The organism is Pseudomonas sp. KB_15 (genome assembly GCF_052114525.1).
Taxonomy (GTDB): Bacteria; Pseudomonadota; Gammaproteobacteria; order Pseudomonadales; family Pseudomonadaceae; genus Aquipseudomonas.
In genome coordinates, this window is the sequence record NZ_JBFREX010000077.1 from 1 (window position 1) to 12,626 (window position 12,626).

The following is a 12,626-nucleotide window of genomic DNA, read 5'->3' on the forward strand; positions in this document are numbered from 1 at the left end:
ASCCCGCTCCCACCATTGACCGGTGTCGAGCACAAATCCCGTGTACGACACAAAACCACTGTGGGAGCGAGCTTGCTCGCGATGGCGGTATGTCAGCCACCCTCKTCGTCGGCTGYKAGTCCGCCTTCGCGAGCAASCCCGCTCCCACCATTGACCGGTGTCGAGCACAAATCCCGTGTACGACACAAAACCACTGTGGGAGCGAGCTTGCTCGCGATTGGGGTCTCCAGTCACCGCTGCGGCGCCACCATCCGAAAGCGGATATTGATCTCGTTGGACACCACACTGTCCGCCCACTCGCCCTCGCCTATCTTGAAGTCGTCACGCTTGAGCACCAGTTGGCCCTCGAAGATGCCGATGGCGCTCTCCGATTTCAGCAGCACCGGTACACTCACTTCCCGAGTAAGCCCCCGCAGGGAAAGCTTGCCGGTGATGGTGTAGCGGTTATTGCCCATGGCCTTGATGGACGTCGACTCGAAGGTTGCCAGCGGATAAGTCGCGGTGTCGAACCACGCCGGCTTTTGCAGCTCGGCATTGGCGTCGCTGCTGCCGGCGTCGATGCTCTTCAGGTAGATGGTCAGCGCGGCATGGGCGGCGCTGGGGTCATCGGTGTCGAAGTCCAGTTTGGCCTTGAACTTGCCGAAGGTGCCGTAGGTTCTCGAACCCATCTGCTCATAGGTGAAACTCAATGTACTGGCCCTGGCGTTCACATCCTTGTATTCCACGGCTCCAGCGAACGGCACCGGGCCGAACACCAACGTGCCGGCCAGAACAACGCAACGCGCGGATCTAAGGTTCATGGCACTCTCCGGGAGGGCTCCCGTCTTGAGTTGGCGTGCCGCACACGAGGGGTGGCATCAGATGACTTAAGCAAACAACCGGCTTTTATTCCACTTCACACGGAGATTTGCGACCACCTGCCGATGGCCGTCAGCGCTACCCGCACTCCCCGCGTTGCCACGCCCGCTGCAACAGCTCGATCACCTCGGCATCCGAGGTCTGGGAAAAGTCCATGTACCAATGGCCAATCGAAGTGAACCACTCGGGCAGCAGCGGGCAAACCAGCTCATCCACCTCGCCGCGCAGCGCCTGCGCCGTCTCGATCGGTGCCACCGGCACCGCCACCACGATGCGCGATGGCGCCTGCACCCGCAGCGCCTGGATCGCCGCCCTCATCGAAGCACCGGTGGCCAGCCCATCGTCGATCAGGATCACCACCTGATCCTTGAGCTGCACGGACGGCCGCGTACCGCGGTAGACCTTCTCGCGGCGCAGCAGTTCGCGGGTTTCCCGTTCGACCACGGCGTCGAACGCGGCGCGATCAATCGGATGCACCCGCAGTGCCTCTTCATTACGAATCTGGATACCGCCGCTGGCAATCGCCCCCATGGCGTACTCCGGATGGGACGGCACGCCGAGCTTGCGCACCAGCATCAGGTCCAGGCGAACCTTCAGCGCCGTGGCCACCTCATAAGCCACCGGTACGCCGCCACGGGGCAAGGCCAGAACGATGACGTCGGGGCGATGTGCGTAAGGCAGCAGCGGCTCAATCAAACGCCGCCCGGCCGCGGGCCGGTCTTGCAGGATGGAATGGGACAAGGGGCTCATTTGAAAACCTCCCCAGGCGATCACGCCTAATGCCAGTCAGTTATGCGGTAATGCGATCTGTAGCAGCTGCCGAGCCCGCGAGGCTGCGTTCGGCTGCATGGCAGTCGTGAGTCCGGCTGACGCGACCTGCCTGACGTACCGCAATGACTGATTTTACGACTGCTTCGCAGCCGAACGCAGCCTCGCGGGCTCGGCAGCTGCTACAAAGGGTGTCGCGGCGCCTGTCTTTTTCAGTCACACCGTCCTTTTGTGGTGAACTTCAGTGAACAGCATGCCCCTCCCGCCGCGTCCCGCCTACACCAACCGCTCAATCTTCTGATGCTGCCACACCAGTTTGTAATACAACGTCTGCAGCACCAGCATCCCCAGATACGCCACCGGAAACGCCATCCACACCCCTTGCAGCCCGAACTTCGCGTCCAGCAGATACGCCGCCGGCAACTGCACGCCCACCACGCACACAATGGAAATCGCCACCGGCACCATCACTGCGCCGCTGGCGCGCATGATGCCGCCGATGATCGCCTGGAAACCAAACACCAACAGGCTCCAGAGCATGATGTGCAACAAGTGCCGGGCCATGCTCCGCGTCGCCTCTTCGGTCAGGAACGACGCCAGCAACCACTGCGACAGCAAGTAACCCAGTACAACCAGACCACCGGTCAGGCACACGTTGATCATCAACCCCGTGCGCAGAATCGGCCCCATGCGCTCGATGCGCCCGGCCCCGATCGCCTGCGCCCCCAGGATCGAAGCGGTAATCGCAATCGACAGCGCCGGGAACTGCACGTAATTGACGATCTGCGTCACCGCGCCGTACGCCGCCGTCGCCTGGGAACCGTGCCGGTTCACCAGGGCCAGAATCACCAACTCCGACAGCGACAACACCACCATCTGCAACCCGGTGGGCAAACCGATGCGCAACACCTTGCCGAGAATCGCCATGTCCAGCTTCATCGCCGCAAAGAACTCACGGTCCGGCGCCAGCGGATGGCCCTTGCCAATCAGCCGCCACGCCAACAACCCCATCGCCACCAGGTTACCCACCAACCCGGCAAACGCCGCACTCTGAATCCCCATCGGCGGCAACCCGATCCACCCGCGAATCAACGCCGGCGTCAGCGCCAACCCCACAATGGTCGACACCACCAGCGCCAACAGCGGCGACAACGTATCGCTCACCCCGCGCAACAACTGCGTGAACAACACAAACACCAACAGCGACGGCATGATCCACAACATCACATGGGCATACGCCACCGCATCGTCCAGCACATCCCCCGGCGTCCCCAACCCCACCAACGCCGACCGCGCAAACACACTCCCCACCACCGCCGCCGCCAACCCGATCAACAGCCCCAACAACAACGTTGCCCCGGCAATCGCCTTCACCAGATGCGTCTCCCGCGCGCCCCATGCCTGCCCGATCAACACCCCGGCGCCAGCACCGAGGCCGATGACCAGGGCGATGAAGAAGAAAACAATGGGGAACATGCCGGATACGGCCGCCAGGGCTTGGGTGCCGAGCATTTGGCCGATGTAGATACTGTTGACGGTACCGGACATGGATTGCAGGAAGTTCGACAGGACCATCGGGGCGAGGAAAAGCAGGTAGGTTTTCCAGAGGGGGCGTTGAGGGTTCGGGGTTTGCATTGGATAGAGGTCCATCTCGACGGCGGGAGGGCTGATTGACGATGGCTTCGGTGAGTCAAAACCAGGGGGTAATGAACATCTCAGGTCTGTGTTTATATTTCCAGCGACGCGAGGTGGAAGATCTGAAGTTTCATCATCTATGGGTTCTGCACAAAGCTCGGAATGCCTCACCTGCTCCGCTGATGTCATGCCGCTTATAGCCAGCCCCGCTCGACGTTCTGCAAGCCATGGCGGAGTACCGCATACGCCCGGTGACGCCGGTGTTGGAGAACATTGCCTATCGTGACGAGACTGGTCGGCGTTTGCGGGCGCAGGATAGATTTTACGTAGCAACGCAGACTTCAAGACGATGTTTGCAAGCGTCCGGTCATCCCACCGCATGATCCCTGAGGCTTCACTGCGAGGCCCACTGAACGCCCGGAATTGACCGGGCTTTCAGGTCAGCATGATGGTCATCCGGGGCTCTAGCCTAGTGAAAAAAGAAATAAAAAACCCCTGTCCTCATGCCTTTTGCTGGTCGAATCAAATTCGTCTGCTAGATTTTCTTTCGGTCTGGTTGCTATCCAGTCAAGTCTCTCGAAAACTCCAAAGCAAGGACGCTCCCTCATGAACAAGACTCCTCTATTTGCCTGCTGCCTGCTCGCGACGGCGGTGTTTCTCGGGGCGGCTGGCGTGCAGGCACAGAGTGAGCCGATGGCTCAGGTGTCCGGCCCTGAAGCGGATGTAAAGGTGACCGAAACCTATGTGCGCATGATGGCGCGCGAGGCGTATTTCTGGGGTTGGCCGATGGCCAACATCTATAACCGGCGGCAGAAGTTCAAGGACCTGCCGGAAGCCGGCCTGATGGGCGGCATCGTGCCCGTGGCGCCGATCAATCATCTGTCGATGCTCACCGATTACATCTCGCCGGGGGAACGCCTGGTGGCTTGTCCGAACCAGGACGTGGTCTACGGCGCCGGCAGCATCGCGCTGGATCTCGAGCCGGTGGTCTTGCAGGTACCGGATTTCGGCGACCGGTTCTGGGTGTATCAGGTCGTGGATCTGCGCTCCGACAGTTTTGCCGAATTGGGCAAAATGTACGGCACCAAACCCGGTTTCTACCTGCTGGTTGGCCCGGATTGGAACGGCAAGGTGCCTGAGGGCATCACTCAGGTTTTCCGCGCAAAGACCAACACCGGTTTCGTGATTCCACGGGTGTTCCAGGACGATACAAGCGAGGATCGCAAGGCGATTCAGCCGTACCTGTCCGGCATCGATATGTACCCGGTGTCCAAATACGACGGCAAACTCAAGCAGCGTGACTGGAGCAAATCGCCGAAATTTCCGGCAGAAGCGGCAGGCGCTGAAGAAACCCGCTGGGTGCTCCCGGAAAAATTCTTCGATGAGCTGCCGGCGATTCTCAAGGACGCCAAGCCATTGCCCGGCGAAGAAGCACGCTATGCGCAGTTGTCGGTACTGGCACAGATCGCCCAGCGTGATCCGGAGCTGAAAAAGGCCATGATCGACGAGGCGCAAAAGTCCGACGCCGAGGTGGTCAAGCCGCTGTTGCAGTTCCGCAACTATGGCAAGCAGTTGCCCAATCACTGGAGCACCATCGACAACGGCGCAGCGTTCGGCACCGATTACTTCCTGCGCACGGCGGTTGCCCGCTCGAACATCTTCGTCAACAAACAGATCGAGACCAAGTACTTCTATCAAGACCTGGATCAGTCCGGCGCGCGCCTCAATGGCGGCCGGCGCTACAGCGTGACATTCCCCAAGGACGCCTTGCCGCCGGTCAAGGGCTTCTGGTCACTGACCTTGTATAACGAGCAACACTTCTTCGCGGAAAACCCGCTGGGCCGCTATTCCCTCGGCACCAAGAACAAGTCGCTCAAACCCAATGCCGACGGTTCGCTGACCCTGTACGTGCAGAGCGAGTCCCCGGGTGCCGACAAGGAAAGCAATTGGCTGCCCGCGCCCAAGGGCGCCGACTTCTCGCTCTACGTTCGAGCCTATTGGCCCGAAGTTGCCGCGATGAACGGCCAGTGGACACCGCCAGCCGTGGTCAAGCTCAACTGAGGCTGTGCCTGCATCACCTTCAATCTGCGCCACATAAGGACATCCCATGAGCAGCTTGCGTAATACCCTGACCGCCCTGGCAGTGGCGGTCTCTCTGAGCGGCGTCGCCGATGCCGCGTCGCGTTACGAGGAACTGGCCAACCAGCCCTTCGAAAACGGTTTCCCGACCGAGGCCACCGCCCGCAGCCTGACTGACGAGCTGATTTTCCAGCGCGCCGTGCAGTCGTATCTGTGGGCCTTGCCGGCCATCAACATCTGGTCGATGAAGGAAGCGTCGGAGAAACAATTCGGTGCCGGCTACAACATTCTGCCGACCTGGAAAAAACGCATCAACGCCAAGACGTTGGTGACCACGCCGAACTCCGACCTGGTCTACGCCATGAGCTATCTGGACCTGGAAAAGTACGGCCCGCTGGTGGTCGAAGCACCACCCGGCGTGCAGGGGATGTTCGATGATTTCTTCCAGCGGCCAATTGTCGGGCCGACCATCGATGGCAAGACCTGGCGCGGCGATGTCGGCCTGGCCGGCCCCGACAAGGGCAAGGGCGGCACCTATGTGCTGCTGCCCCCTGGCTATACCGGTCCGGAACCCACCGAGGGCTACGTCTACCGTTCGCGCACCAACAACGTGTTCCTGTTCTGGCGCACCTTCTTCAAAGACCCGAAAGACCTGAGCACGCCGGTTGCCGAAGTCGAGCGCACGAAGATCTATCCGCTGGGCAAGAAGGATTCAGCCCTGGCGATGCAATTCCCCGATGCCACCGGAGCACCGATCAACATGCTGTTCCCCCAGGACGGCCGTTATTTCGACCTGCTCTCACGCTTCATCGAGGCTGAGGCGGTGGATCCGGCGGACATGGACATGCGCGGCTTCCTGCACACCATCGGCATCGAAAAGGGCAGGACCTTCGCCCCGGATGCCGGGCGGCGCAAGCTGCTGGATGACGCGGCGCGCACCGCGTTCAAGATGAGCAAGGTGGTCAGCAATAATCTGCTGGTCAACGAACCGGGCGGCCTGTACTACAAGGACCGTCAGTACGTGAACACCTTCGCCGGGGAGAACACCGAGTTCCAGTCCAGCGGCACGTTCACCAACCTGGAACAGCGCGTGGCCTTTTTCACTTCAGCCTACTCCGACAGCCCGGGCATGGTGATGAACATGGTCGGTGCCGGGGCCAAGTATCCTGCCACCTCGCGCGATGCCGATGGCAAGTTCCTCGATGGCGCCCACACCTACAAGCTCAACCTGCCCGCCAATGTGCCGGCGGCGTTGTTCTGGTCAGTGACCGCCTACGACAACCTCACCGCCTCGGGGCTCGACAACGGCCAACCGTTCCCGTCGCTCAACCAAATGGATAAACCGGCACCGAATGGCGACGGCTCGACCGACATCTATTTCGGCCCGGAATCACCGGGCACTGGCAAAAACTGGATTCGTACCGTACCGGGCAAAGGCTTCCTGGTGATTGTGCGTTTGTATGGCCCCAAGCAAGCGTTTTTCGATCAGAGCTGGAAGCCCAGTGATTTGATTAAACAGTAACGATGGCCTCGCATTGCCCCGTTACTAAACGAGGGGCAATGCGAACAAGCCAGCAAGCGACACGCCAAGCGCCTCTTACGTAGATGCCGAAACCGCTTTGATTGGGACAATATTCATGAGCAGACATCTTCTTGCGCGAGCCATATTTTTATCAACTTTGGCTCCGCTCGCAGTATGCGTACAAGCGGATAACGCGGATACAGCCAATAAAAGCAACAACCCGCTGAACCTGGCGCCTGGCGTCAACCTTCAGGATTACTACACACCCAAGCTGTTCGATACCAACGCTCACACCAACGATGCCCTGTTGCGTGGCGCGCTGCCGATGGCTGCGAATGACTTCATCGGCGTCCCGCAGCTACTGCGCGTCACCCTCCCCGTCAGCACCCGCCCCGATCCGCAGAACGGCTACAGCACCGACATCGGCGACCTGAACCTGTTCGACATTTTCCTGCTCAAGACCGAAGGCGTGCAGTTGGGTGTCGGCCCGCAAATCACCGCGCCGACCGCAGGGCAAGACGAATTGGGGACTGGCAAATGGCAGGCCGGACTTTCCGCCATCGCCATCGACGCTTCGCCACGCGGGCTGCTTGGCGCACTGGTTCAATACCAGAGTTCGTTCGCCGGCGATCACGACCGACCACACGTGGAGTCAGCGACTTTCCAGCCGTTCATCATCCACAACCTGGAGAAAGGCTGGTACCTGCGTTCGACCGGCACCTGGACCTACGACCTGAAAAACGACACCCACTACATCCCCATCGGGCTGGGTCTGGGCAAGGCGTGGAAATCCGGTAGCAATATTCTCAACGCTTTCATTGAGCCGCAATGGACTGTAGAGCGTAAGGGCGACGGTCTACCGCAGTTCACCCTGTTCGCCGGTATCAACGTCACTTTTGGAAAATAAGGGTATTTTTACCGGCACTGAAAGGTCGATTTCATGGCGTGTTACGCAGCTGTCTGCCTTAGCCGGAAGTCGCCAATGGTGAATGGAAACATCCGCTGCTGCCCCCCGGTAAACCTGAAAATCAAGAGCAGCAGGTTCACCGCCACAAGGAGCTACACAATGGGTTCATTCTCAAGACTGGGCTGTTTCAGCGTCGCCACCCTGGCGCTGACCCCCATGCCCGGTTTCGCCGACAATGCTCGAGACTGGCAAAACTTGCCGACCGACTTGGACATGGTGTTCGGCTATTACAATCGAATCAAGACCAACACTCCCATCGACACCTCTTTGCCGCTCGATGGTCTGTCGCTGGATGCCGATCTGTATATCGCCCGTTACGCCCACTCATTTGCAGTTGATGGGCGCAACAGTGCGATCCAGATCCTGCAACCCTACGCTGATGTTTCTGCCTCTTTCGACAATGCACGGTTTTTCAACGGCACGAAGCGCAACGGCGGCATGGCCGATACCCAGTTCGTACTGGTTCACAACCTCTTTGGTGGCCCCGCGCTGACCAAAGAGGAATTCGCCAACTGGACCCCGGAAACCTTTGTCACAGGAGCGCTCTGGATCACCGCGCCTACAGGGGATTACAACAAGAATCGGGTGATCAATATCGGCTCCAATCGTTGGGCGTTCAAGCCGGAAGTTGCCTTCGGCACGCCGATCGGCCCGACGTGGCTGGAGCTCAACAGCTACGTTTCGCTGTATGGCGACAACAACGATTACCAGGGTAATGGCAAACTCGAGCAGAAGCCGTTGTACGCCGTTGAGGGGCACTACAGCTACACCTTCAACCGTGCACTCTGGGCCTCTCTGGACGCGACCTACAGCCGCGGTGGCGAGACCAGGATCAATGGGGACTGGCAAGACAACAAACAGGAAAACGGCCTGCTCGGCGCCAGCATGGGATTCATGCTGTCGCCCCAGTTCGGTGGTCTGCTGGCATATTCCGATACGGTGTCGGAGCGCAGCGGCTCACCTGATGTGGAGACCTGGACCTTGCGCTTGCAATACGCCTGGTAATGGAATGCTGATCTATGCCCTTTGTATGGATGCGATCAGGTATTACGTTCATGGGTGCACTGCTGACAACCGGGCAGCTCGTCTGCCCGGCCAGCGACCCAGGCCGGGAGCGGGGGTGAATCTTTAATTTCGGCAAGTTGCAATGCGCATCAGCGCTGAGATTCAGTATTGCGTGGTAACGGGCGCCGAATGCGGTGCCCGGTGGGCCTCATGAACCCGCTGCCTGCTGTTTCCGATAAATGACCTATGCTCCTATGCGGCAGTAAACCAGCTGGAGCCCTCGGCGCATCCAATCGCTGATCAGGACATCCAGGGCAGAGAGGACTGTGGTGACGGGAGCAACACTATGATGAAACCGGAATATTCAACCTGCATGAAATGGATCGCAATCGCTGCTGCCTCGGCGGCTCTGATTGCAGGCTGTGCCGGCAAGAACGATCCCGTGGCCCAGGCCGGGAAAGCCGACGCAGCCAGGGGCATCGCCGCACCCAGCCTCACCGAGACGAAGGCCATCGCCGAGGAAGCCTTCATCTACGGACTGCCGATCGTCATGAACTATGCGGTGATGTATGAGTACGCCGTGGACAAGAACGGTCCACAGTTCAAGGCACCCTTCAACCAGATCAAGAACGAGCCCCGCGTGTTCACCTACCGGGACACGGCCATCGTCACACCCAACAGCGACACCCCCTACTCCTTCCTCTGGATGGACCTGCGCACCGAGCCAATGGTGCTCACGGTACCGGCAGTCGAAAAGCAGCGTTATTACTCGGTGCAATTGATCGACGGCAATACCTACAACTACGGCTACATCGGCAGCCGCGCCACGGGGAACGGCTCTGGCAACTACCTGGTGGTCGGGCCTGACTGGAAGGGGTCAACGCCACCGGGCATCAACAAGGTCTTTCATTCGACAACCCCCTTCACGGTCGCTGGCTATCGAACCCAGCTCTTCAATCCCAAGGACATGCCGAACGTGATGAAGGTGCAGTCGGGCTACAAAGTCCAGCCGCTGTCGGCGTTTTTGAAACAACCGGCGCCGCCTGCATCGCCGGTCATCAACTTCCCTGCGACCACCAAGGAGGGGATCAAGGAGAACTTCTTCGAGTACCTCGATGCCGCGCTCCAGTACGTGCCGCCAACGCCGGAAGACAGGGAGATTCGGGCYCGAATCGCGCGAATCGGCATCGGGCCGGGCAAGAGCTTCGAGTTCAAGGATCTCTCGCTTGAACACAAGGCCGCCGTCCTGCTCGGCATGAAGGAAGGCGACGAAAAGGTGGACAAGTGGCTGTCTGGCGGACTCAAGGACGTCAATGGCTGGAACATCGGTTCGTTCTTTGGCGACCGTCATTTCTACAACGGCAACTGGCTGATGCGCGCGGGCGCGGCCAAGGGCGGTATCTACGGCAATGATGCAGTGGAAGCCACTTATCCCATCACCCGCACCACAGCGCTCGGCAAGCCACTGGACGGCAGCAAACACAACTACACGCTCACCTTCCCCGCCGGGCAGCTGCCGCCGGTGAACGCCTTCTGGTCGGTGACCATGTACGACGGCAAGACCCAGCTCCTGATCAAGAACCCGATCGACCGCTACCTGCTGAACTCGCCCATGCTGCCCGGCATGAAGAAAAGCAAGGACGGGGCGCTCACCCTCTACATTCAGCGGGACTCGCCCGGCAAGGCACTGGAAGGCAACTGGCTGCCCGCCCCTGACGGTCCGATTTACCTGGTGATGCGCCTCTACTGGCCCAAGGAGACACCGCCTTCGATCCTGCCGGCTGGCGAAGGAACGTGGAAGCCAGCAGGCATCGTGGTATCGAAATAGAACCGGGCGCGCCAGATCGCACAGCCCCCCGGCATTTTCCGGGGGGCTGCCCTTTATCAGGAAGGCAAATACCGCGTCACACTCGCGTCCAGCAGCTTGATCAGCGCAGGCTCCATGAACTGGAACTCATCAGGTATGTTCAGGCAGACGAGACGTTTGCCTGCCAGATCGGAGAAAAATCGCGCCATCAGTTTTTGTCGATGGATCGGCTCCATCACACATATCAAATCAGCCCACTGCAGCAGCTCAGGGCTCACGGGAACAACAGCCCCGTAGTCGACACCTGCTGAAGCAGTTTCCACGCCGGGCCAATCAGCGAACCGTTGCTCGGCCGACGGACTTCGCAGCCGATTCTGGCTGCAGATGAAGAGAACGTTCACATCGGATGACTCCAGACAGTGTTCGTGCCCCGAGGTGGGAATGGGACACTGTTTTATGTTGAAGCAGATGGGGCCTGCCGTCAGCTACCTTGGGTCGTGGCGGTTGGCGGGGTTGAGAGCACTGCAAATTATCGCTGCTGCTCTGTGTTTAAATTTTCAACAAAGAGACATGAAAGGTCTGAGGTTTCATCATCACAGGTCCTACATAAAGCTCGGAATCCCTCACCTTCCTCGCTGATTCCATGCGGCCTATAGTCAGCCCCGTCGCCCAAATGGCAATTCGGGTTTGGCGACCTGATCATAGAGAATGCGAAGGCTATCCGCTTCATTGCAGGTATCATCGCACCCGCAAAGCCGCTGTTATGGCGGCTGTGCGCGGGAGACCCTCGGGTCTGCCGGTTTTCTCTATTGCCGGTTCGCCAACCTGCGCACAGCTGCCACCCATTCGTTTGGCGACGACTGAGTGTCGGCTTAAGCCAATCAAATAGAGATCTTCAAAATGAATCGATATATGCCTCTCACCGGAATCGACCTGGTTCCGGCTTCCCTGCTCATTGATACCGAAGCCCCACTCGACATCCTGCAAGCCATGGCGGATTACCGCATTCGCACGGTAACGCAGGTGCTGGAGAACATTGCTTATCGCGCCGAGATTGGTTGCGACACGGTGGTGTTGTCGGACTTTTCCAAACTGCTGGTCATTCCGTTGCGGGATGGTTGTGATTTGATGGATGTGATTGGGCGGCGGTTGCGAGCACAAGCAGCGGAGTAAATGAAAACGGGCGACAAAGGCGCCTGTGCTCTTCTTTTGGTCTAGTCCTGAAACAGGATTTCACCTGTTTAAACCAAACGCCCGATGCACCACATCGGGCGTTTTGTATTTCAAAGACAGCCGATGACGACGTGCGGTGCTCGATTCAATTCGTGTAAAGCAACAACACACCCACCCGAGATCGGAGGGAAGACAAGAGACTAGAGCAGTCGGACGACTATGACGGCGGCGGCAAAGATTGCCAGAGCCAGGGCGGCACCGATGCTGAACGGCACCACAGCAGAGCGGATCGCGTTCGGGGCGGGTCTACGCATCTCTTCGGCAAAAGCTGCAACGTCGCGGTGCAGTTGTTCAATGCTGGATTGATTCGTATGTTGTGTGGACATACTGCTACTTCCTGTGTGGGTCACGAGTCGTGTCTGCTGTGGCGAGTACGAATGCTCAAAACTTCGCCCAAAGGCTGACAGCGGCGACGATAGCGGTCACCGTACCAGCCCCCACCGCGATCGGGTACCAGAAGGTCTCTTGCCTGAGCTTGCGCTCTTCTGCCGTGAGTTTTCGGGTTTCGGCCATGGACCTTCGGATTTCGACTTGCAGTTTGTCGAGCTCCAGATTGTCGCGGTCGTTTTGTAGCATGGCTCATCCCTTCGGGCTTTGCTGTTCAAAAGGTTCTCCCCGAACAGCCGGTGATCCTAATGCCAGTCAGTCAAGCAATTTCAGCCGCGACACCCTTTGTAGCAGCTGCCGAGCCCGCGAGGCTGCGTTCGGCTGCGAAGCAGTCGTGAGTCCAGCTGACGCGGCCTGCCTGACGT

12 protein-coding genes are annotated in these 12,626 nt (G+C 59.3%); 6 read left to right on the forward strand and 6 right to left on the reverse strand.

The window, feature by feature from the left end; all coding sequences use genetic code 11:
- Positions 1-230: 230 nt before the first annotated feature.
- From AB4Z35_RS29045 to AB4Z35_RS29055, 3 genes are all read right to left on the reverse strand, one after another.
- On the reverse strand, positions 231-800 hold the full coding sequence (locus AB4Z35_RS29045) for a YceI family protein (RefSeq protein ID WP_442101028.1): 570 nt from the start codon (positions 798-800) through the stop codon (positions 231-233).
- Positions 801-936: 136 nt separating this feature from the next.
- Positions 937-1,608: a phosphoribosyltransferase gene (locus AB4Z35_RS29050; RefSeq protein ID WP_008000776.1), complete on the reverse strand. Its 672-nt coding sequence runs from the start codon at positions 1,606-1,608 to the stop codon at positions 937-939.
- A 294-nt stretch (positions 1,609-1,902) separates the two neighbouring features.
- The gene (locus tag AB4Z35_RS29055) at positions 1,903-3,261 is read right to left on the reverse strand and encodes an MATE family efflux transporter (protein WP_442101029.1); all 1,359 of its coding nucleotides are present in this window, start codon (positions 3,259-3,261) and stop codon (positions 1,903-1,905) included.
- A 606-nt stretch (positions 3,262-3,867) separates the two neighbouring features.
- On the opposite strand from AB4Z35_RS29055, the gene AB4Z35_RS29060 reads away from it, so the two are divergent.
- The 5 genes from AB4Z35_RS29060 (at position 3,868) to AB4Z35_RS29080 (ending at position 10,662) form a co-directional block, all read left to right on the forward strand.
- Positions 3,868-5,322 carry a DUF1254 domain-containing protein gene (locus tag AB4Z35_RS29060; protein WP_442101030.1) on the forward strand — a complete coding sequence of 485 codons (1,455 nt, stop codon included), beginning with the start codon at positions 3,868-3,870 and terminating at the stop codon, positions 5,320-5,322.
- 46 nt (positions 5,323-5,368) lie between these two features.
- The gene (locus AB4Z35_RS29065; protein ID WP_442101031.1) at positions 5,369-6,862 is read left to right on the forward strand and encodes a DUF1254 domain-containing protein; all 1,494 of its coding nucleotides are present in this window, start codon (positions 5,369-5,371) and stop codon (positions 6,860-6,862) included.
- Between the two features lie 115 nt (positions 6,863-6,977).
- Positions 6,978-7,769 (forward strand): hypothetical protein, encoded by a 792-nt coding sequence (locus AB4Z35_RS29070; protein ID WP_442101032.1) that lies wholly within the window; start codon positions 6,978-6,980, stop codon positions 7,767-7,769.
- 159 nt (positions 7,770-7,928) lie between these two features.
- Positions 7,929-8,834 (forward strand): transporter, encoded by a 906-nt coding sequence (locus tag AB4Z35_RS29075; RefSeq protein ID WP_442101033.1) that lies wholly within the window; start codon positions 7,929-7,931, stop codon positions 8,832-8,834.
- Positions 8,835-9,183: 349 nt separating this feature from the next.
- Positions 9,184-10,662, forward strand: coding sequence for a DUF1254 domain-containing protein (locus AB4Z35_RS29080; protein WP_442101038.1), 1,479 nt, complete (start codon positions 9,184-9,186; stop codon positions 10,660-10,662).
- 56 nt (positions 10,663-10,718) lie between these two features.
- On the opposite strand, the gene AB4Z35_RS29085 is transcribed toward AB4Z35_RS29080, so the two are convergent.
- Positions 10,719-11,042 (reverse strand): low molecular weight protein tyrosine phosphatase family protein, encoded by a 324-nt coding sequence (locus AB4Z35_RS29085; RefSeq protein WP_442101034.1) that lies wholly within the window; start codon positions 11,040-11,042, stop codon positions 10,719-10,721.
- Between the two features lie 499 nt (positions 11,043-11,541).
- Between AB4Z35_RS29085 and AB4Z35_RS29090 the strand changes: the two genes are divergently transcribed.
- Entirely contained in the window at positions 11,542-11,814 is a 273-nt protein-coding gene (locus AB4Z35_RS29090) for a hypothetical protein (RefSeq protein ID WP_442101035.1), read from the forward strand.
- A gap of 200 nt (positions 11,815-12,014) precedes the next feature.
- Here the strand turns inward: AB4Z35_RS29090 and AB4Z35_RS29095 are convergent, their stop codons facing one another.
- Together AB4Z35_RS29095 and AB4Z35_RS29100 are read right to left on the reverse strand one after the other, a co-directional pair.
- A complete protein-coding gene (locus AB4Z35_RS29095; protein WP_442101036.1) occupies positions 12,015-12,200 on the reverse strand; it encodes a hypothetical protein in 186 nt (61 codons plus the stop codon).
- 55 nt (positions 12,201-12,255) lie between these two features.
- Positions 12,256-12,450 (reverse strand): hypothetical protein, encoded by a 195-nt coding sequence (locus tag AB4Z35_RS29100; protein ID WP_442101037.1) that lies wholly within the window; start codon positions 12,448-12,450, stop codon positions 12,256-12,258.
- Between the last annotated feature and the right edge of the window lie 176 nt (positions 12,451-12,626).